This window comes from Streptomyces sp. NC-S4 (genome assembly GCF_054353315.1).
Map to the genome: position 1 here is coordinate 4,120,001 of NZ_CM135937.1, position 20,603 is coordinate 4,140,603.

13 protein-coding genes (1 of these 13 cut by a window edge) are annotated in these 20,603 nt (G+C 74.6%); 7 read left to right on the forward strand and 6 right to left on the reverse strand.

Going from position 1 to position 20,603, the window contains the following annotated elements; genetic code table 11:
• Positions 1-277 carry the 5' portion of a MarR family winged helix-turn-helix transcriptional regulator gene (locus ACXNSR_RS18200; protein ID WP_030733189.1) on the reverse strand. 260 nt of this gene lie to the left of the window's left edge, so only the first 277 of its 537 coding nucleotides appear in the window; it begins with the start codon at positions 275-277; the stop codon falls past the left edge of the window.
• Between the two features lie 125 nt (positions 278-402).
• Here ACXNSR_RS18200 and ACXNSR_RS18205 point away from each other — a divergent pair, with 125 nt between their 5' ends.
• Positions 403-1,716, forward strand: coding sequence for an MFS transporter (locus ACXNSR_RS18205; protein ID WP_458643336.1), 1,314 nt, complete (start codon positions 403-405; stop codon positions 1,714-1,716).
• Between the two features lie 67 nt (positions 1,717-1,783).
• Here the strand turns inward: ACXNSR_RS18205 and ACXNSR_RS18210 are convergent, their stop codons facing one another.
• Complete coding sequence (locus ACXNSR_RS18210) at positions 1,784-3,622, reverse strand: ATP-binding SpoIIE family protein phosphatase (protein WP_458643337.1); 1,839 nt, start codon at positions 3,620-3,622, stop codon at positions 1,784-1,786.
• 135 nt (positions 3,623-3,757) lie between these two features.
• Positions 3,758-5,176 carry an NAD(P)/FAD-dependent oxidoreductase gene (locus tag ACXNSR_RS18215; RefSeq protein ID WP_458643034.1) on the reverse strand — a complete coding sequence of 473 codons (1,419 nt, stop codon included), beginning with the start codon at positions 5,174-5,176 and terminating at the stop codon, positions 3,758-3,760.
• 338 nt (positions 5,177-5,514) lie between these two features.
• Here ACXNSR_RS18215 and ACXNSR_RS18220 point away from each other — a divergent pair, with 338 nt between their 5' ends.
• Complete coding sequence (locus ACXNSR_RS18220; RefSeq protein WP_458643035.1) at positions 5,515-6,288, forward strand: TetR/AcrR family transcriptional regulator; 774 nt, start codon at positions 5,515-5,517, stop codon at positions 6,286-6,288.
• A gap of 149 nt (positions 6,289-6,437) precedes the next feature.
• Positions 6,438-8,426 (forward strand): sigma-70 family RNA polymerase sigma factor, encoded by a 1,989-nt coding sequence (locus ACXNSR_RS18225; protein ID WP_458643036.1) that lies wholly within the window; start codon positions 6,438-6,440, stop codon positions 8,424-8,426.
• Here ACXNSR_RS18225 and ACXNSR_RS18230 read toward each other — a convergent pair.
• Both ACXNSR_RS18230 and ACXNSR_RS18235 read right to left on the reverse strand, forming a co-directional pair.
• Positions 8,413-11,718 (reverse strand): ATP-binding protein, encoded by a 3,306-nt coding sequence (locus ACXNSR_RS18230; RefSeq protein WP_458643037.1) that lies wholly within the window; start codon positions 11,716-11,718, stop codon positions 8,413-8,415. The genes ACXNSR_RS18225 and ACXNSR_RS18230 overlap by 14 nt on opposite strands.
• 144 nt (positions 11,719-11,862) lie before the next feature.
• Entirely contained in the window at positions 11,863-12,369 is a 507-nt protein-coding gene (locus tag ACXNSR_RS18235; protein WP_458643038.1) for a MarR family winged helix-turn-helix transcriptional regulator, read from the reverse strand.
• Positions 12,370-12,509: 140 nt separating this feature from the next.
• Between ACXNSR_RS18235 and ACXNSR_RS18240 the strand changes: the two genes are divergently transcribed.
• Positions 12,510-13,766 (forward strand): MFS transporter, encoded by a 1,257-nt coding sequence (locus ACXNSR_RS18240; protein WP_458643039.1) that lies wholly within the window; start codon positions 12,510-12,512, stop codon positions 13,764-13,766.
• Between the two features lie 10 nt (positions 13,767-13,776).
• Here the strand turns inward: ACXNSR_RS18240 and ACXNSR_RS18245 are convergent, their stop codons facing one another.
• Positions 13,777-15,963, reverse strand: a complete 2,187-nt coding sequence (locus ACXNSR_RS18245; RefSeq protein WP_458643040.1) for an asparagine synthase-related protein — start codon at positions 15,961-15,963, stop codon at positions 13,777-13,779.
• 630 nt (positions 15,964-16,593) lie between these two features.
• On the opposite strand from ACXNSR_RS18245, the gene ACXNSR_RS18250 reads away from it, so the two are divergent.
• The 3 genes from ACXNSR_RS18250 to trmB all read left to right on the forward strand — a co-directional run bounded on the left by ACXNSR_RS18250 (position 16,594) and on the right by trmB (position 20,601).
• Positions 16,594-18,375 (forward strand): sporulation protein, encoded by a 1,782-nt coding sequence (locus ACXNSR_RS18250; RefSeq protein ID WP_458643041.1) that lies wholly within the window; start codon positions 16,594-16,596, stop codon positions 18,373-18,375.
• 45 nt (positions 18,376-18,420) lie between these two features.
• Positions 18,421-19,653: an L-2-hydroxyglutarate oxidase gene (gene lhgO / locus ACXNSR_RS18255; protein WP_458643042.1), complete on the forward strand. Its 1,233-nt coding sequence runs from the start codon at positions 18,421-18,423 to the stop codon at positions 19,651-19,653.
• A gap of 201 nt (positions 19,654-19,854) precedes the next feature.
• Positions 19,855-20,601: a tRNA (guanosine(46)-N7)-methyltransferase TrmB gene (gene trmB / locus ACXNSR_RS18260; protein ID WP_458643338.1), complete on the forward strand. Its 747-nt coding sequence runs from the start codon at positions 19,855-19,857 to the stop codon at positions 20,599-20,601.
• Positions 20,602-20,603 lie beyond the last annotated feature (2 nt).

The following is a 20,603-nucleotide window of genomic DNA, read 5'->3' on the forward strand; positions in this document are numbered from 1 at the left end:
TGAGGCCCAGCTGCTTCGCCAGTTCGCTCGGGCCCATCCGGTAGGGGGCGCCGGAGATGACGAGGGCCTTGAGGACCTCCCACTCCGCGTTGCTGATGCCCAGGGCCGCCGTCTGGCGGCCGTACGCGACGTTCATGCGGCGGTTCAGGCGGCTCAGTGCCGAGACGACCTTCTCGACCTGGGGGTCCAGGTCCTGGAACTCGCGCTGATAGACGGCGATCTGTTCGTCGAGGCTCGGCTCGTGGACGGCCGCAGTGCCGTCGGGGGTGTCACCCATGGGTCGAAGTATCGCACGAGCTCGTTGGCGTCTAACTCCTTCGATGTGTAGTGTTAAGGCTTGAAGTTTAGCTATGAAGTCTTCAGGCTTCAGGTCTCAAAGGCAGGTGAGAAGTGACCAAGGTGATGGGCGCTGCGATGCGGCGGATCCAGGCCGGCAACGCGCTGACCGCGTTCGGCATCGGCTTCACGGTTCCGTTCCTCTACATCTACGTGGCGCAGGTGCGAGATCTGGGTTCCATGGCCGCCACGTGCGCGTTCGTGGCCTTCGCCCTCGGCGCCCTGGTCGCGCTGCCCTTCACCGGTCGGGTCATCGACCGACGTGGTCCGGTGCCCGTGGTCATCGGGGCGGCCGTCACCGCTTCCGTCGGTGCGCTCGCCCTCGGGCTCTCCACCGACATCGCGGCGATCCTCCTGTCGGCCCTGGCGCTCGGCGCCGGGCAGGCCGTGATGCAGCCGGCGCTGGCCACGATGATCGTGTGGTGTTCCACCCCGTCCACCCGGACCCGCGCCTTCGCCCTGCAGTTCTTCATGCAGAACCTGGGTCTGGGCATCGGCGGTCTGCTCGGTGGCCAGATCGTCGACGAGAGCCGGCCCGGCAGCTTCACCCTGCTGTTCGGCATCGAGGCCGTCATGTTCCTGGTGCTGGCCGCCGTCATCCTCAGCGTGCGGCTGCCGCAGGCGCCGAGCATCAAGGACGCCGTGCCGAAGGACCCGTCCCAGGCGGGCGGCAGCGGCTGGAAGCGACTGCTCCGGCACAAGGCCATGGTGCAGCTGTGCGTGCTGGGCTTCGTGGTCTTCTTCGCCTGCTACGGACAGTTCGAGTCGGGTCTGGCCGCCTTCGGTACCGAGGCCGCCGGGATCTCTCCCTCCACCCTCGGGTTCGCGCTCGCGGCCAACACGGGTGCGATCGTCGTCGCGCAGTTCGTCGTGCTCCGGCTGGTCGAGAAGCGCCGCCGGTCGCGGGTGATCGCGCTCGTCGGGCTGGTCTGGACCGTGGCGTGGCTCATCGCCGGGTTCTCGGGGCTGGGGCACGGCAGCGCCATGATGGCCGCCGCCGCGTTCATCACCACGTACGCGCTCTTCGGCATCGGCGAGGCCATGCTGTCGCCGACCCTGGCGCCGCTGGTGGCCGACCTGGCGCCCGAGGGCTCGGTGGGGCAGTACAACTCGGCCTTCGCGCTGGTCAAGCAGATGGCACTGGCGCTGGGGCCGCTCGGGGTGCCGCTCGGTGCGGGGGTTCCGATGCTCTACATCGGGGTCTTCGTGCTCGTGTCGCTCGGGATCGCCGCTCTCGCGCTGCGGCTCGGCAGGCGGCTGAGTCCGGTGCAGGACAACCCGTGGGTGGCGAGCAGGGTCGTGGCGCAGGGTGGCCCCGCCGCCGAGGTGACTGCCGTGGACGTCGCCGAGGACGTCGCCGTGGAGCGTGTGCACGCGTAGGGACGTACGTATATATGTGCGGGAAGCAGGAGGGCCCCGGTCCGGGTGGATCGGGGCCTTCCTGCTTCTACTTGTCCGGCAGGGCGAACTCGCACCAGACGGCCTTGCCGCCGCCCGGGGTGCGGCGCGAGCCCCAGGCGGAAGCGATGGTCGCGATGATCGAGATGCCGCGGCCGGTCTCGTCGGCCGGTTCGGCGCGGCGGCGGCGCGGGAGGTGGTCGTCCCCGTCGGTGACCTCGATGATCAGTCGGCGGTCGGTGCGGCGCAGCCGCAGGCGCATGGGCGGGGTGCCGTGCTGGAGGGAGTTCGCGACGAGCTCGCTGGCGGCCAGGACGCCGAGGTCGCAGAGCTCTACGGGGAACCGCCAGGAGGCGAGGACACCCTGGGCGAAGGCGCGGGCGCGCGGGGCCGCCTCGATGCCGCCGAGGAGTTCCAGGGCGGCGTTGTGGAAGAGCTCGGCGTCCGATCCGGTACGGGCGGGCTGCTGGAGGACCATCACGGCGACGTCGTCGTCGTGGTCGGCGTCCACGCCGAGGGCGCGCATCAGGCGGTCGCAGATGACCGCCGGGGTGCCCTGGGCTCCGGAGAGGGCGCGTTCGAGGGCGGCGACGCCCTCGTCGATGTCCTCGCCCCGGCGTTCGACCAGGCCGTCGGTGTAGAGGACGGCGGTGGAGCCGGGGCCGAGCGCGATGGTGCCCGAGGTGTGCAGCCAGCCGCCGGTGCCGAGCGGTGGGCCGGTGGGGTCGGCGGCTCTGCGTACGGTGCCGTCCTCGTCGCGGACCAGGATCGGGAGGTGGCCGGCGGAGGCGTACGCGAGCAGGCCCTCGTTGGGGTCGTGGACGGCGTAGACGCAGGTGGCGATCTGGCTGGCGTCGATCTCGGCGGCGAGGCCGTCGAGGAGCTGGAGCACCTCGTGCGGGGGCAGGTCGAGGCGGGCGTAGGCGCGGACTGCGGTGCGCAGCTGGCCCATGACGGCGGCGGCGCGCACGCCGCGGCCCATGACGTCGCCGATGACGAGGGCGGTGCGGCCGGCGCCGAGGGTGATGACGTCGTACCAGTCGCCGCCGACGGCCGCCTCGGTGCCGCCGGGCTGGTAGGTGGCGGCGATCCGCAGGTCGTCGGGCTGTTCCAGCTCCTGGGGGAGGAGGGAGCGCTGGAGGGTGACGGCGGCCTCGCGCTGGCGGCGTTCGCTGGCGCGGAGGCGTTCGACGGCTTCGGCGTGGTCGGTGACGTCGGCGAGGTGGATCAGGACGCCGGTGTGGTGGGGTGCGGGCTCGCCGTCGGTGTCGGACTCGGGGAACTCGACGGGGGTGCAGGTGACGGTGTACGAGCTGCCGCCGCCCGGTGCGGTGCGGTTCTTGGCGGTCCGGGACCTGCCGCTGCGCTGGACCTGGTCGAGGAGCGGGAGGAGGCCGAGCTCGCCGAGTTCGGGGAGGGCCTCGTGGGCCGGGGCGCCCGGGGTGCGGGCACCGAAGCCGGCGGTGTAGGCGTCGTTGACGTAGGCGACACGGTGCTCGGGGCCGTGGACGAGGGCGACCAGGGCCGGGAGCCGGCCGAGGACCTCCCGTACGGAGAGTTCGTCGAGGGAGGGCACGGTGGTGAGGACGCCGGCGTGCCGGGGCGGGGATGCGGCCGGGGACGTCGGCGTGGGCGCGCCGGTGTCCGTGCCCGTGCCCGGGCCTGTGCCCGTGGTGCCGGTGCCGCCGTTTCCGGTCCCGGAGACCGTGGGGTCGGCGGGCCGGCCGTCGGCGGGCGTGGACCGCTCGGCCGCGGGGTCGGCGCGGCCGCCGCGGGCTGCCGGGACCGCGCCTTCACCTCGCTTGGCCTGGGCGGCGGCGTGTTCGGACCGGGCGGCGGCGCGGCGCTGCGTTCCGGGGAACCGGGCGCTCCAGCGCGTGAAGTTCACTGCGTTCAAGCCTCGTGGTGTCGCGAGTGGTCGCTGTGTCGCTCGTGGGCGGTCGCTGACTGGACGATGTCACTCTGTGCAGGGGTGAGCGCACCTATGGTCACACGTCCAGTGTGGCCGACCGCACTGACAACGTCAGCCCTGGCCGTTCTGCGGGGGGTTGGGGGCGGGGTGAGGTGGAGGGGGCTTGGGGCCGCCGCCTGCGGCCAGTTCGAATTCTGCCCTGGGGTGTTCGAGGGAACCCAGGGAGACGATCTCACGCTTGAAGAGGCCGGAGAGGGTCCATTCGGCAAGTACGCGCATTTTGCGGTTGAAGCTCGGAACGCGGCTGAGGTGGTAGGCGCGGTGCATGAACCAGGCCGGGTAGGCCTTGAGCTTGCGGCCGTAGATGTGGGCGACGCCCCGGTGCAGGCCGAGCGAGGCGACGGAGCCCGCGTACTTGTGGGCGTACTCGGTCAGGACCTCGTCGCGCAGGGCGGCGAGGAGGTTGTCTGCGAGGACCTTGGCCTGGCGGACGGCGTGCTGGGCGTTGGGGGCGCAGACGCGGCCCTTCTCGCCGGCGGTGATGTCGGGGACGGCCGCGGCGTCGCCCGCGGCCCAGGCGTGCTCGACTCCTTCGACGGTGAGGAAGGAGGTGCAGGCCAGGCGGCCGTGTTCGTTCCTGGGGAGGTCGGATGCGGCCAGGATGGGGTGCGGTTTGACGCCGGCGGTCCACACGACGGTGCGGGTGGGGAAGCGGGCGCCGTCGCTGAGGACGGCGACGCGGTTCTCGCAGGACTCGAGCCGGGTCTCCAGGCGTACGTCGATGTTGCGTCGGCGCAGTTCGCGGACGGTGTAGACGCCCATCTCGGGGCCGACCTCGGGGAGGATCCGGTCGCTGGCCTCGACGAGGACCCACTTCATGTCCTCGGGCTTGATGTTGTGGTAGTACCGCGCCGCGTAGCGGGCCATGTCCTCCAGCTCGCCGAGGGCCTCGACGCCCGCGAAGCCGCCGCCGACGAAGACGAAGGTGAGGGCTGCGTCGCGGAGGGCGGGATCGCGGGTGGAGGAGGCGATGTCCATCTGCTCGATGACGTGGTTGCGCAGTCCGATGGCCTCTTCGACCGTTTTGAATCCGATGCCGTAGTCGGCGAGCCCCGGGACGGGGAGGGTGCGGGAGATGGAGCCGGGGGCGAGGACGAGTTCGTCGTACTCCATCTCCACGGGGCCGGTGCCCTCGTCGGCGGTGGCGAGGGTGTTGACGGTCACGGTCCGTTTGGCGTGGTCGATGCGCTGGGCCTCGCCGATGACGATGCGGCACTTGCCGAGGACGCGGCGCAGCGGGACCACGACGTGCCGTGGGGAGATGGCGCCCGCGGCCGCTTCGGGAAGGAAGGGCTGGTACGTCATGTAGGGCTCGGCGCTGACCACCGTGACCTCGGCTTCGCCGGCTCTCAGCTTTCGCTGGAGGCGGAGCGCCGTATACATGCCGACGTAGCCGCCGCCGACGATCAGGATGCGCGTACGGGGCGGGGTACCGGGGTCCGTGCCCCGGGAGTTAGCAGCCTTCACCATCCCATGACGCAACGTGGCTGGGAGTTTGTCCACAGGCCCGGCAAATTGTGTGACCGGAGTGAGTGCTGGGGCGGAGGGCAAGAGGACCTCAGCTTGTGGCGAAAATCTGCAGGTCAAGGCATACGGAATGCAAGATTCCGGAGGCACGGATCGGAAAAGTGGGGGTGAATGCTCCGATCGGGCGGTGCTCCGTCCGGGGCTGCCTCTTCTGAATTGACTCTGGCTCAACTATGTTCGTATCTCGTCGAGGAGTAGGACCGGGCCCGAGACCGTGGCCACCTCGACGTGAAGGCGGGGAGTGTCTCCGGGGGGAGACAAATGATTACCGGGGGATACATATGAACATTTCCGATTTCCATGGTTCTGCGACCGCGCTCTCGGTCGAGAGCAACGGACGCGGCATCGCGGGCGGCACCACGCACGGTGTGGGCCGGTCCACGCCGCTGCGCGTCGATGCCCAGCGCAACCTGGAGCACGTTCTGCGGGCGGCCCGCGAGGTCTTCGGCGAGCTGGGCTACGGGGCTCCGATGGAGGACGTGGCTCGCCGCGCCCGGGTCGGCGTCGGCACCGTGTACCGGCGCTTCCCGAGCAAGGACGTCCTGGTGCGGCGCATAGCCGAGGAGGAGACCGCTCGACTGACCGAGCAGGCCAAGGCCGCGCTGGGCCAGGAGGAGGAGCCGTGGCAGGCGCTGTCGCGCTTCCTGCGCACCTCCGTGGCCTCGGGCGCGGGGCGGCTCCTGCCGCCGCAGGTCCTGCGGGTCGGCTCGGCCGCCGAGGACGAGGCCGAGGAGGCGGAAGCCGCCCGGGTGCCGCAGCAGCGGCAGGCCGTGCCGTCCGCCGGGGCTCCCGACCTGCGGGTCGTGGGCACGCGGAGCTCCGTCGAGAACGAGCCCTCGGACGACGCGGGTGCGGGTGCGCTGCTGGAGGTCGTCGGCCGGCTGGTGCACCGGGCGCGGGAGGCCGGTGAGCTGCGTGCCGATGTCACGGTGGCCGATGTGCTGCTGGTCATAGCGACGGCGGCGCCCGCGCTGCCCGACCCGGCGCAGCAGGCGGCGGCCTCGACGCGGCTGCTCGACATCCTGCTCGAAGGGCTGCGGTCGCGGACCGTGTGACCCGGACGGGCACGGGCGGGGCCCGGTAGGGCGATTCGCCGGAATGTGCCCGGACGGGTGGAAGGCGCGCAGACGGGTCCGGTGCCCGTCCCCCGTGTGACACGCTTGGCCGGTGTACCGGTTGAGAGTGTCGTGCGGGAGTCTCCGCGATGAGCGTTGACGGTCGGGAAGAGCCACGCGGTGGCGGCGGCAGCGAGGTGGAGGCGGGCAGTCCGCCCGCCCGACAGGTGCCGGCGCAGCGCGACCCGGGCGGGCGGCACGCACGCCCCTCGGGCTCTTCCGGACCCGGCCCCGCAGGCACCGGCGGCGAGCTGCCTCCGTCCGACGGGGACTTGATCGCCCGGATGCGGGGCGGTGACGACGGCGCGTACGAGGAGCTGTTCCGCCGGCACGCCGATTCGGTGCGCCGCTACGCCCGGTCCTGCTGCCGGGACGCGCACACCGCCGACGACCTGACCGCCGAGGTGTTCGCGCGGACCCTGCAGGCGGTACGGGGCGGGGCCGGGCCGGACCAGTCGGTGCGGGCCTACCTGCTGACCACCGTGCGCAGGGTCGCCGCGGCCTGGGCGAAGACCGCCAGGCGCGAGCAACTCGTCGAGGACTTCGCCGTCTTCGCCGAGCAGGCCTCCACGGGTTCGGAGGGCGGGGCCGCTCTGTCCGGGCTCTCCGGGCTCTCCGGTGGCGACACGCTCGAACTGGGCGCGGATGTCCGGGCGATGCACGAGGCCGAGCGGTCGCTGGCCATGCAGGCCTTCCGCAGCCTGCCCGAGCGGTGGCAGGCCGTGCTGTGGCACACCACCGTCGAGGAGGCGTCGCCGAGTGCGATCGCCCCGCTGTTCGGTCTGAGCGCCAACGCGACCGCCGTGCTGGCCAGTCGGGCCCGGGAAGGCCTCAAGCAGGCCTATCTGCAGGCCCATGTGAGTTCGGCGCTGAGCGAGGGCGGCGACTGCGCGCGCTACGCGGACCGGCTGGGCGCCTACGCGCGGGGCGGGCTGCGGATGCGGGCGGAGCGGGGGCTGCGGGGGCACCTGGAGGAGTGCGTGAAGTGCCGGCTGGCCGCCGGGGAGCTCCAGGACGTCAACGCGGGCATTCCGGCGCTGCTTCCGGTCGCGGTCATCGGGTGGTTCGCCGCCGGGTACGCGGGCAAGGCCGCCGGGGTGCTGGCCGGTGGAGCCGTCGCCGCGGGCGGGGCCGCCGCAGCCGCCGCCGGGGGTTCGGCCGCGGGCGGGGCCGCGGGTGCCGCCGGTGCCGGTGGTGGGGCTGCCGGAGCGGGTGGCGGGGCCGGGGGGTCCGTGGCCGCCGAAGGGCTCGGGCTGCCGGCCAAGGCCGCCATCGCCGCCGGGATCGCGGTGGCCGCGGCCGCCGGGGTGGTGTTCGCGCTGTCCGGGGACGACACCGAGCCGCGGGTCCGGGCGAAGCCCGCGCCCAGTGTGGCGGCGCCGGCGGTGCCGTCGGTGCCTTCCGTCCCTGCGGCCCCGGAGGCTCCGGCCCCGGCCGAGCCGGAACCGCCCGCGCCGGAACCGCCGGCGGCGCAGGGCTCCGTAGCTCCGCGGCCCGGACCGACGCCCTCGGCCTCCGCGGCTCCGGGACCCGCGCCCTCCGCGTCCCCGTCGCCCTCCCCCGGCCGGGAGAAGGCCTCCCCCACTCCGTCCCCGGAACGTCCCTCCCCGAAGCCGACACCGCCGCCGGCCCCGAAACCTCCGCAGGGGTTCCAGCTGGCCGGGCTCGCCCACTCCGTGTACGGGGACCACAGCGGTCCGGAGCTGCAGACCTGGCGCAGCGGCTGGGTGTGGCAGCGCCGCGGGCTGGAGGTGGGCGGCCGGCGCTTCGCGCACGGCATCACCGTGAACTCGCGGTCCTCGGTGGAGATCACCCTCAACCGGCAGTGCACGAGCTTCTCGGCGTGGGCCGGGGTGGACGGCCTGTCGCTGCTCACGAACGGCTCGGTGCGGTTCTCCGTGTACGCCGACGGGGAGCGGGTCTGGCAGTCCGCCGCCCTCGGGCACGAGGACCCGCCCGCGGCCGTGCAGGTCTCCCTCGCGGGGCGCACGTCGCTGCGGCTGGTCGTCGAGAAGGCCGGGCCGGGCGGCCTGCCGACGCTGGCGAGCTGGGCCGACTCCGTGCTCAGCTGCCGCTGAACGCCCCGGTCAGCGTCGCGGCGACGGCCGCCGGGGTGAGCCCGGCGCCGGCCTCCTCCTCGCGGCGGTAGCGGTCCGGGCCGAGCAGGGCGCGGGCCCGCTCCGGGAGGCCGTCCACGGCGACGCTCTCCGGAACCGGGCGCGGATGCCCCGCACGCCAGGTGGTGGCCGCCGCGAAGGCGCGTACGGCCTCGGCAGGGCGGTCGGCGTCGGCCAGCAGCAGGGCCGCCGCCTCGGCCATGCCGGCCAGGACTCGCTCGGCGCACCGGGCCTCGACGGCGGCGGCCATGGCCGGACCGATCCTGGTCAGAGCGGCCACCGGGCCCTGTTCGCGGCCGGTGAGGACGGCGTCGACGATGGCCAGCCCGGCGGTGAGCTGGGCGGGCACGGTGAACCGTTCGGCTTCGGCACGGGCCCGGTCGCACTCCTTGCGCGCCCGGGCGTCGTCGCCGCGCTCCAGGGCGACGAGGGCGGAGAGGAGCCGGGCGAAGGTGCTGACGTCGTACACCCCGCCGTACCGGTCGGATTCCCGGTCGGCCTCGGCCAGCAGCCGCTCGGCGTCGTCGATGTCCCCCGCGCAGTAGGCGGTCTCGGCGATCCGGGCGATGGCGAAGGGCGCCTCGACGGTGGCCCCGACCTCGCGGGCGAGGCGCAGGCACTCCTCGTACTCGATGCGGGCGTCGGCGTACCGGCCGCGCGAGAGGGCGACCTCCCCGGCCGCCCCCGCCACCTGGGCACGGGTCCAGCGGTCGCCGACGCGCTCGGCGAGCTCGTGCAGCTCGGCCAGGTCGGCGTCGACGTCGGCCAGGCCTCCGGTGACGTCGATGGCGACGTGGGCGCGGAGCATGAGGACCACGCCCAGTTCCCATTCCCCGGCGTGGGCGCGGCAGTTCGCGACGGACCGGTCGAGGTCGGCGTGGAAGTCGAGGGAGGTGCCGGTGAGGAAGGTCGTCGCGGGCCAGAGCATTCCGGGGAAGCGGGTGGTCTCCGGGGAGCCCTGCCGGAAGGTTTCCTTGATGCGGGTGGCGAGGTCCCGGTAGCCGGAGGTACGGAACTTCTCGGCGGAATTGCTCTCCGCGAGCAGGAACATGTCGAGGACGAGCAGGCGCATGAAACGCCAGTACGCGGGTGTGCCCTCGGGGGGCACCCCGGAGGTGAGGGCGAGGGTCCGGGTGGTCCACTCGGCGCCCTCGGCGCGGTAGTTGCGCAGCCACCAGAACCAGCCGAGGGCGAAGACGAGGCGCTCGCCGGCCTCGGTGTCGGCGTTCTCCACGACGGTGGTGTGGAGGGCGGCCCGGAGGTTGTCGAGCTCGGTCTCGACGCGCCGGATCCAGGGGAGCTGGGCGGCGGAGCGGATCAGGGGTTCGGCCTCCTCGGCGAAGGCGAGGTAGTGGGCGGCGTGGCGGCGGGCGGTGGCCCGGGCGTCGGCGGGGTGGGCGGCGGCGCGCTCGGCGGCGTACTCGTGGATGGTTTCGAGCATCCGGTAGCGCATGCCGTCACTGCCGGGGCCCTGGCCCGGTTCGGCCAGGACCAGGGACTTGTCGACGAGGGAGCCGAGGACGTCGGCGGGGTCGTGGTCATCGGTGGGGTCGGCGCAGACGGCTTCGGCGGCGGCGAGGTCGCAGCCGCCGGCGAAGACGGACAGTCGGCGCAGGACGGTGCGTTCGGCCTCGTCGAGGAGCTCCCAGGACCAGTCGACGACGGCGCGCAGGGTCTGCTGGCGGGGCAGGACGGTACGGGAGCCGCTGGTCAGGAGGCGGAAGCGGTCGTCGAGCCGGTCGGCGATCTGGCGCGGGGTGAGCAGCCGCAGCCGGGCGGCGGCCAGCTCGATCGCGAGCGGCAGACCGTCGAGGCGGGCGCAGATCTCGGCCACGGCGGCCGGGTCGTCGGCGGGGCTGAAGCCGGGGCGGGCGGAGGCGCCGCGGTCGGCGAAGAGCTGGTGGGCGGGGTCGGGCGGCAGCGGCTCGACGGGGCGGACCGTTTCCCCCGGGACACCGAGGGGTTCGCGGCTGGTGGCCAGGATCCGCACGCCGGGGCAGTGCGTGAGGAGCCGCTCGGCGAGCTCGGCGGCGGCGCCGATGACGTGCTCGCAGTTGTCGAGGACGAGCAGCAGGCTGCGGTGGGCGCAGTGTTCGACGAGTCGGGTGGTGGGGTCGGTGGCGGCCGGGTTCGGGGTCTCGCGGGTGACGAGGGAGCTCTCGCGCAGGCCGAGGGCGCTGAGGACGGCGCCGGGAACGGCGGCGGGCTGGTCCAGGCGGGCGAGTTCGACGATCCAGCCGGCTTCGGGGTGGGCCGCGGCGGCGTGCTCGGCGAGGCGGGTCTTGCCCGAACCTCCGGGGCCGGTGAGGGTGACGAGACGCAGGCGGCCCAGATCGCTGCGGAGGGCGGCCAGTTCGGGTTCGCGGCCGACGAAGGAGGTCAGGCGGGGGCGGAGGTTCCCGCGGGGGGCGCCGGGGGCATCGGGGACGTCGGAGCTGCCAAGGGTGTCCGGGGTGCCCGGGGTGTCGGACGCCTCCGGCCGGGGCTGCGGGGGCCTCGGGAGCGGCAGGGGCAGGGCCTGCGGCTGGAGGAGTTCCGCGTGCAGGGCGGCGAGTTCGGGGCCCGGGTCGGTGCCGAGGCCGTCGGCGAGGGCGCGGCGCGTGCGCTCGTACGCGGCCAGGGCCTCGGCGGGGCGGCCGGCGGCCCGCAGGGCGCGGAGCTGCTGCGCGCGGAGCGTTTCGTCGTACGGGGACTCGTGGACCAGTGTCTCGATCTCCGGCAGGAGCGCGGCCGGGGCGGTGGCGCCGCTGCGCAGGTCCGCCTCAATGCGCTGGCGGAGGGCGCCCGTGCGGCGGGCCTCGGCGACGGCCGCATGGGCGGTGCGGGCGGGCTCGGGCAGGTCGGCGAAGGCGGGTCCGCGCCAGAGGGCGAGGGCGGCGCGCAGGGTGCGGGAGGCGGCGGCCGGATCGGTGGCGAGTTCCTGGCCGCCCCGGACCGCGAGCCGGTCGAAACGGTGCAGGTCGATGTCGTCGCGGTCGGCGGCCAGGAGGTAGCCCCCGGTGGGGGCGGAGTGGACGGCGTCGCGGCCGCCGAGGGTGCGGCGGAGCCGGGAGACGAGGGCCTGGAGGGCGGCGGGGGCGTCCAGGGGCGGGTCGTCGCCCCAGACGTCGTCGACGAGTTCGGCGACCGAGGCCGGGCGGCCGGCCCGGAGGGCGAGGGCCGCGAGGAGCGCGCGCAACCGGGCGCCGCCCACGGGAAGAAGGGCGCCGCTCTCGTCGCGCGCCTCGGTGACACCCAGGATGAGATACCGCACCGGGCAATTCTGCCCGGCCCGTTGAGCCCCCGGGCCGGCTCTTTCGGATCTTGTCTGCCGATCCCGCGGCGTCCGGGCGCCCCGACAACGCGGCGAGGTGCGGTGCCGGGCAGCGCGGGCCCGGCAAGATCCGAAAGAGACGGCCTAGGTGAGCGAGGTGTCCCCGTTGTCCTCCAGGAGCGTGCGCAGGGCCTCGGCGACCGTGGTGCGGGTGGCGGGGTCGAGCGGGGCGAGCAGCTCCGCGTAGCCGCGCAGGTGCTCGGTGATCAGCGTCTCCGTCAGCGCGAGGCTCCGTTCGGTCAGCCGGATCCGCACCGTGCGGCGGTCCTGGCCGTCCCTCACCCGCTCGACCAGGCCCTTGGCCTCCATGCGGTCGATGCGGTTGGTGATCGCGCCGGAGGTGACCATGGCGGCCGGGATCAGGGCACCGGCGGTCAGCGCGTACGGGGGGCCGGAGCGGCAGAGGGTGAAGAGGATGTCGAGCTCGCCCACCTCCAGCTCGTGCTCGGTCGCGAAGGCCTTCAGGTGCTTGTCGATGACGCGGTTCATCCGCTGGATGCGGGCCACCACCTCCACCGGCCACAGGATGTCGGCCAGATCCGGGCGCTCCGCCGCCCACTGGCCGACGATCGCGTCCACTGCGTCGCTCATGCGCTGCTCCTCCTTCGCTCGTGCCCCCGCACCCCACCAAGATATCTCAACGTTCAGACATTTGACGTTGAGAGAACCGCATGCTTTTATCTCAACGTTGAGATTCTCAGCCTTGAGATGAATCGGAGCGGGCGCCACCCATGACCACCACCGCCATCACCCCCGTGACCACAACCGCCACCGCCACCGCCCGCGCCACGTTCCGGGTGGGCCCCGTCCCCGTCCTGTGGCTGGCGCTGCTGGCCACCCCCCTGGCCGCCGGGGCCAACGCCCCCGTGCTGATCCTTCCGGACATGGCCCGCTCCCTCGGGGTGAGCGCCGGGGCCGCGACCTGGTTCGTCGCCTCCTACGCCTGGGCCATGGCCGTCGGCACCCCCCTGCTGGCCGGACTGCTGCGCCGCCGCGGCCTGCGGGCGGCGCTCCACCTGGCCGGCGCCCTCCTCCTCGGCGGCACCCTCCTCGTCGCCGCGTCCCCCTGGCTGCCGCTCGCCCTCGCCGGGCGGGCCGCGCAGGCCGCCGGCGGCGCCGGCCTGGCGGCCATCGCCATGAGCCTGGCCGGCTCGGCCCGCCGGATGGGCGTGATCAGCGCCGGCTTCGGCGTCCTCGGCGCGTCCGGCCCGCTCCTCGGCGCACAGCTCTCACAGGCACTCTCGTGGCGGCTCTCGCTGTCCGTCTCCGTGATCGCGGTCCTGGCGGTACCCATGGTGAGCCGGTACGCGACGACCCCGGCGGCCGCACCGGCCTCGTCCGCCCTGCCTCGGGACGCATTCGACGCCCGCGGCGCGGCCCTGCTGACGGCGCTCGCCACCGCCCTGGTCCTGCTGCCCCACGCCCCGGCCGCGGCCCTCGGTTCCGCCGCACTCGCCGCCGTACTGCTCGCGCTCCACGTACGCCGGCGCCCCGGCGGATTCGTCCCGGCCGCGCTGGTCCGGCGGCCCCTCTTCCTCGGCTCCGCGCTGCTCGCCCTCACGCTCTCGGCCTCGTACTTCACCCTGCTGTTCTCCGTACCCCGGCTGCTCGCCGACCGGGCGGGCTGGGACACCGCCACCGCGGCCACCGGCCAGCTCGTGGCGCTGCTCGCCGGATCCGCGCTCTCCTGGCTGCTGGCCGCGGCCTCGGCGCGCATGAGCCGGGCGGCCGTCCGCACGGTGCTCGTCGGGGTCGGGGCGTCGGCCGCGGCGATCGCGGTGTTCGCGAGCTGGGGTCCGCTGCTGCTGGTCGCCACCCTGGGCGGGATGTTCGCGGCGACCGGCGCCAACGCCGTGCTGTCGATGCACGCCGCTTCGAGCGCCCCCGATCCCCAGCGCCCCACGGCCATCGGCCTGTTCGCCCTCTGCTACCAGCTGGGCGGGGCCTTCGGCCCGGCCATCGCGACCGCCCTGGTGCTCACCGCCTGAGCCCGGGCCGTCAGGACAGCGCCGGCCGGTGCACGGGGACCCCCTCCGGCACCGCCCGGCGCCGCGCCGTGGAGGTACCCGTCCAGCAGGTACCGCGCCGGGCCAGCAGACGGCCGAGCCACAGCTCCATCGAGACCAGTTCCGCCAGCCCGTCCAGCGGGACCGGGTGCCCGTCCGCCGCGTCGAGCAGGGCCTGGCGCACGACCCGGGCCTCGATCAGCCCGGCGTCCGCGAGCAGCGGCGACGCGAACAGGTCCAGCAGGCCGCTCAGGGCGGCGCGCAGCCCCAGCCGGGTCGCCGTCTCGTTCGGCACGCGGTCCGTGGCACCCCATCCCGGCGGGAACTCGCGGACCCCCGCCGAGGACAGGACGCTGCGCAGGATCGCGGCCCGGGCGCCGGGCTGGACCCGCAGCGACTCGGGCAGGGCGCGGGCGGCCCGTACGACCTGGTTGTCCAGGAAGGGGGCGTGCAGCCGCTGGCTGCGGACCTCCACCGCCTGCTCGAAGACCCGGTGGTCGGCGGCGTGACGGGCGAGCAGCGAGCGGGCGCGGGCCTCCCCCGGGCGCAGCGACACCGGTGGCCGGCCGGCCGCGACCATCAGACGGATCGATACTTCCGCCAGTGCCTCCCCCGTGAGCCAGCCCGCCGCCGGTCCCGGGCGCGCCCAGGTCAGGGCGGCGAGGGAAGCGTCCACCGGACCGGAGGATCTCTCGGTTACCCCGCCCTCGCGGAGCCGGGCGGCGGCGGCCTCCATGCCCGCGCGGTACGTCGTACGGGCAAGTCTCCTGGCCGCCGAGTACACGGTGAGCGGGACCAGCAGGGACTCCCCGGAGGCTCCGGAGGCGGAGGCCGAACGGGCCAGCGCCGCCACCGGGCGCAGCAGGTGCCGGCGCCGGCGGTCCATCAGGAGGTCGGCCATGCGGGCCGGGTGGGCGTCGAGGACCTGGCGGGCGCCGTGCCCGGTGAAGTGGTCGGCCGAGCCGGCGGCCAGCCGGCGCCGCTCGCGGGCGGCGAAGACCAGCGAGGGGCCGGGCTCGTCGGTGAGCGGGCCGTCGAGTTCGGCGTACGGGAGGGCTTCCGCGGCGGCGGCGACCACGACGTGGTGCAGGCGCGGGTCGGCCGCGATGGCCCTGGCCCGTTCCAGTTCGGCCTCGCGGCCCTGCGGGGTGGCCAGGTCGTTGAAGGTGACGGCCAGCAGCCGCGCCCCGGCGGGGCTCAGCAGGCTGCCCGGCGCCCCCGGCAGACCGGCCGCCAGCAGCGCCAGCGTCGCGGAGGCGCTGCCGCCGGAGAGGTCGGCGCCCACCCCGGGGGCCGGTGCGCCGCGGGCGGCGCGCCGGTCGGCGGGGCCCATTCCGGGCACGGGGCCGGGATCGTACGGCGGAGCCGCGTCGGGAGCATGCCGCGGAGCCGTGAGCCGGGCGCGCACTGCGTCCACCAACGCTTCCCGTACGCCCTCCACCGCGCGCTCGGCATCGGCCTCGGGGGCGGCCACGGCGAGCGAGGCGACCTGCTCGTAGCCGGTGATCTCGCGGGAGCCCTCGCGCAGGATGAGCGCGTGCCCGGGCGGGATGCGCCGGACCCCGGCGTACGGTGTGCCGTCGCCCAGTGCCTCGGGGCTGTCCGGGCAGGCCAGCAGGGCGGCGAGGTGACCGATGTCGAGCTGGGCCTCGATGAGGTCGGCGAGCGGGAGGGCGGCGGTGGCGTACGCCGTGCCGCTCGCCCAGGGGGTGTAGAAGACGGGCCGGGCGCCCGCGAGGTCACCGACGACGGTGATGCGGCGGCCGGCCTGGACGACGGCGGTGTAGCTGCCGGACCACTGGGTGAGGTGGCGCAGGGCGCCGCCGCGGGCGGCGTAGAGGGCGCGGCGCAGTTCGGCGTCGGTCGCGCCGCAGCAGCCGAGGACGGCGAGCCGGGTGAAGGGATCGGCGGGGTCGGCGGTGAGCGTGCGGATCTCGTCGGGGCGCCAGTCGCCGACGGCCCAGAGGGGGTCGGGGTCGCCCCAGAGCAGCTGCGCGCCGACGGGGTGGACGGTGCGTTCCGCGTCCGCGCCGGGGTCGTCCGGATGGGCGGCGTCCGCGAGGCCGCCGCGCAGGGGCGCGCCGCCGTCGCCGTATCCGTTGTGGCCGCCCTGGCCGGAGACCCTTCCGGCCGTGCCGAAGCTCGCGGCGATACTGCTCCAACCCACCAACCAGCGCACCGCCGCCTCCCCAGCCCGTGGGCACATGACCGGGGCACAGGCAGCACGGACAGCGCTGGGCGCGCGGCCGCGGGACCCCGGGTGGCTCGGGGTCCATGCTGCCACGGGACAGGCGTGCGAGAGGGGTTAAAGGGGGCGCACACGCAAACGAACACGCCCCGGCAACTCGGTATTTGACGTTCCGTTCCCACCGCCCCACAGGTCGCTTTCAGCCATTCTTCGGCCGCCGGAAGGGCCGTCACGGGCGGCCGGCGCCCGGCGCGGGGGGCGCGGTCCGGGGGGCGCAATCCGCCCCCCGGACCGTTCCGCCACCCGCGGGGATTGAGGCAGCGGCGTCCCCCGACCCGCCCGGTCAGGCGGCGGGCCGACCCACGCACCGCACATCGAATCGCCGGGTCCGGGGACCGGCCAGAGCGCACGGGCGGGCGCACGGCCACACGGACGGAGCACGCGATGACACGTGCGCCCCGGCTCCGGGGTCGGGGCGGACTGTGCAAACGGACAACAATCCCGCCATACGGAAGTAAGGGCCTTAACGCTTGGGAGGCGGGGAACTACGCTGGGTTTACGAAATGCCGGGCGCCTATGCCCCGGCGGCGTCTGCGTTCCGCGTGTGACGAGGGGTGGCGCATGTCCAGGGAGCTCCGCGAGCCCAATGAGAAGCTCGGCGCCGTCCTCGCCCTCGCGGGCATCAGCAACGCGGGGCTGGCCCGGCGGGTCAACGACCTCGGCGCACAGCGCGGCCTGACGCTTCGGTACGACAAGACGTCGGTGGCCCGGTGGGTGTCGAAGGGGATGGTGCCCCAGGGCGCCGCCCCGCATCTGATCGCCGCCGCCATCGGCGCGAAGCTGGGGCGGCCTGTGCCGCTGCACGAGATCGGCCTGGCGGACGCCGACCCCGCGCCGGAGGTCGGGCTGGCCTTCCCGCGCGACGTGGGCGCGGCGGTGCGCTCGGCCACCGACCTCTACCGGCTCGACCTCGCCGGGCGGCGCGGCGGTGGCGGGATCTGGCAGTCGCTCGCGGGTTCCTTCTCCGTGGCGGCGTACGCGACCCCCGCCTCGCGCTGGCTGATATCTCCGGCCGACAGCTCGGTGGCCCGGGAGCCGGCGGGCAGCCGCGCTCCGCACCACTCGTCCGGCACCCCGACGCCGGACGAGACGGCGACGGACGACGCGGCGGGCGGCAGCGCGGCAGCCGGCCACGCGGCGGCCTGCGCGCCGACGGCCGGTGCCTCCGCCTCAGCACCCGGCTCCGCCGCGCCCGACCCCGCGGCGCAGCACTCCATGGTCCAGAGCCCCGTATCGGCGACCCCCTCGGCTCACGGCGCGCCGGCGCGCGAAGCGACGGCGGCACCAGCTTCCCGGCCCTCCCCGGACGGCCGCACGACCGGCCCGATGACAGGTCTGGCAGGCCCGATGACGGGACCGTCGACAGGCCCGCCGTCCACGGTTGTGCCCGCCCAGCCCGGACCCGAAACGCCGCGCGACCACGGCCAGCGCGTGGGCCACAGCGACGTGTCGAAGCTGCGCGAGGCCGCCGAGGACGCGCGCCGCTGGGACTCCAAGTACGGCGGCGGTGACTGGCGTTCGTCGATGGTTCCCGAGTGCCTGCGGGTGGACGCGGCGCCGCTGCTGCTCGGCTCGTACACCGACGAGGTGGGCCGCGCGCTGTTCGGCGCGACCGCCGAGCTGACCCGGCTGGCCGGGTGGATGGCCTTCGACACCGGCCAGCAGGAGGCGGCCCAGCGCTACTACATCCAGGCGCTGCGGCTCGCCCGCGCGGCCGCGGACGTACCGCTCGGCGGCTACGTGCTGGCCTCGATGTCCCTGCAGGCGACCTACCGGGACTTCCCCGACGAGGGCGTGGACCTCGCGCAGGCGGCCGTCGAGCGCAACCGGGGCCTCGCCACCGCCCGCACCATGAGCTTCTTCCGGCTGGTCGAGGCGCGCGCGCACGCGAAGGCCGGCGATTCGACCGCCGCCGGGGCGGCGCTGCGGGCGGCGGAGGGCTGGCTGGAGCGGTCCCGGGAAGGCGATCCGGATCCGACTTGGCTGGGTTTCTACTCGTACGACCGTTTCGCGGCGGATGCCGCGGAATGCTACCGGGACCTGAAACTCCCCCGGCAGGTGCGGCGGTTCACCGAGCAGGCCCTGTCCCGCCCCACCGAGGAGTACGTGCGCTCGCACGGGCTGCGGCTGGTGGTGAGCGCGGTCGCCGAGCTGGAATCGGGCAATCTCGACGCGGCGTGCGCGGCGGGCACCCGGGCGGTGGAGGTGGCGGGCAGGATCTCCTCGGCGCGGACGACCGAATACGTACGGGACCTGCTGCACCGCCTGGAACCGTACGGGGACGAGCCGCGTGTGGCAGAGCTGAGGGAGCGGGCCCGGCCGCTGTTGGTGGCGCCGGCCTGAGTCCGGTCTTCCGGGGGGCCGCGTGGCCGCGTTGTCGGTGCCGGGGTGCAGTATGCAGGGGTGGGAGGTGTCAGCGTGGGTGGCGGCGTGGACTGCGATGTGCTGGTGATCGGCGGCGGGATCGTCGGCCTGTCGACGGCGCATGCATTGTCGCGCCTGGCTCCGGGGACCAGGGTCGTGGTCCTGGAGAAGGAGTCGGGCCCGGCCCGGCACCAGACGGGCCGCAACAGCGGGGTGATCCACAGCGGGATCTACTACCGCCCGGGTTCCCTGAAGGCGCGCTTCGCGGTGAGCGGGGCCGCGGAGATGGTCAAGTTCTGCGCGGAGCACGGGATTCCGCACGAGGTGACGGGCAAGCTCATCGTCGCCACGGAGCGGGAGGAGCTGCCCCGGCTGCACGCCCTGGTCCAGCGCGGCCGGGAGAACGGCATCCCGGTGCGCGAGCTCGGCCCGGCGCAGATCACGGAGTACGAGCCCGAGGTGCAGGGGCTGGCGGCGATCCATGTCGGCAGCACCGGGATCGTCGACTACGGCCGGGTGAGCGCCCAGCTCGCGGAGTCCTCCGGCGCCGAGATCGTCTACGGCGGCGCCGTGGACCTGATCTCCCGGCGCGCCTCGGCCGTGGCGGTGCGCACGACGTCCGGCCTGGTGGTCAGGGCGCGGGTGCTGGTGAACTGCGCGGGCCTCCAGTGCGACCGGATCGCCCGCCTCGCCGGGGACGACCCGGGCATGCGGATCATCCCCTTCCGCGGCGAGTACTACGACCTGGCACGGCCGGACCTGGTCCGGGGCCTGGTGTACCCGGTGCCCGACCCGGCGTTCCCCTTCCTCGGGGTGCACCTGACCCGGGGCATCGGCGGCGGAGTCCACGTCGGCCCCAATGCCGTGCCCGCGCTGGCCCGCGAGGGCTACGCCTGGTCGACGGTGCGGCCCGGGGACATCGCGGACGAGCTCGCCTGGCCGGGCTCCTGGCGGATGGCGGCACGGCACTGGCGGTACGGGACGGGAGAGATCCACCGGTCGTTGTCGAAGCAGGCCTTCACCCGGGCGGTACGGCGCCTGCTGCCGGCCGTCACCGCCGCCGACCTGCGGCCCGCCGAGGCCGGGGTCCGCGCCCAGGCCGTGCTGCGCGACGGCACCCTGGTGGACGACTTCCTGATCCGCGACGCCCCGCGCACGGTCCACGTCCTCAACGCCCCCTCGCCGGCCGCGACGGCCTCCCTCCCGATCGGCCGGGAGATCGCCACCCGCGCCCTGCGGACCCTCGGCTCGTCCTGACCGTCCCCGGGGGCGGGGCGACGGCTGCGGGCCGCGGGCCGCTCCGGCCTTCCCCCGGGGCGGCCTCGCCGGGCACCGGCGGCAGTGGCGCTCGCGCGGCGGCTCCCACGCCCCCCGTCGTAGAATCAGCGCATTGTGTCTGAGTCCCTGAACCCCCAGTCGCCCCGCCTCCAGGACGCCGAGCCGGAGACGAACTCGTACGTGCCGCCCAAGTGGCGCACCGAGCCCCGCTTCCCCGACGGGCCCTCGCCGGACCCGGCCGGCTCGCACCACGAGCGGCGGATCCGGAGCTTCCAGCCCCGGCGCAGCCGGGTCACCACCGGCCAGGGCGAGGCCCTGAAGCGCCTGTGGGGCACCTGGGGCATGGACATCGACGGCCACCGGGTCCTCGACCTCGAGGAGCTCTTCGGCGGCCTCCCGGTCGTCCTGGAGATCGGCTTCGGCATGGGTGAAGCCACGGCCCAGATGGCCGCCGACGACCCCGGCACCGGGATCCTCGCGGCCGACGTCCACACCCCCGGGCAGGGCAACCTGCTCGCGCTCGCCGAGCGGGGCGGGATGACCAACGTCCGGGTGGCCAACGGCGACGCCATCATCCTGCTGCGCGAGATGCTGCCGCCCGACTCGCTGGCCGGTATCCGTGTGTACTTCCCGGACCCGTGGCCCAAGGCCCGCCACCACAAGCGCCGGCTGATCCAGCCCGACTTCCTCACGCTGGCCGCCACCCGCCTGGCGCCCGGCGCCGTGCTGCACTGCGCGACCGACTGGGAGCCGTACGCCGAGCAGATGCTCGAAGTGCTCACCGCGCACCCGGACTTCGAGAACACGCAGCCCGACGGCGGCTTCTCCCCGCGGCCCGCCTTCCGGCCGCTGACCCGCTTCGAGGGCCAGGGCCTCGACAAGGGCCACCTCGTACACGATCTGCTCTTCCGTCGCACGGAGAACTGACA

What these genes read in the sequence shown, in the direction of transcription:
- ACXNSR_RS18220 (WP_458643035.1), top strand. Translation starts at nt 5,515, where the DNA reads ATGAACATTTCCGATTTCCATGGTTCTGCGACCGCGCTCTCGGTCGAG.
- ACXNSR_RS18225 (WP_458643036.1), top strand. Translation starts at nt 6,438, where the DNA reads ATGAGCGTTGACGGTCGGGAAGAGCCACGCGGTGGCGGCGGCAGCGAG.
- ACXNSR_RS18250 (WP_458643041.1), top strand. Translation starts at nt 16,594, where the DNA reads ATGTCCAGGGAGCTCCGCGAGCCCAATGAGAAGCTCGGCGCCGTCCTC.
- ACXNSR_RS18235 (WP_458643038.1), bottom strand. Translation starts at nt 12,369, where the DNA reads ATGAGCGACGCAGTGGACGCGATCGTCGGCCAGTGGGCGGCGGAGCGC.
- ACXNSR_RS18215 (WP_458643034.1), bottom strand. Translation starts at nt 5,176, where the DNA reads ATGGTGAAGGCTGCTAACTCCCGGGGCACGGACCCCGGTACCCCGCCC.
- ACXNSR_RS18240 (WP_458643039.1), top strand. Translation starts at nt 12,510, where the DNA reads ATGACCACCACCGCCATCACCCCCGTGACCACAACCGCCACCGCCACC.
- ACXNSR_RS18205 (WP_458643336.1), top strand. Translation starts at nt 403, where the DNA reads ATGGGCGCTGCGATGCGGCGGATCCAGGCCGGCAACGCGCTGACCGCG.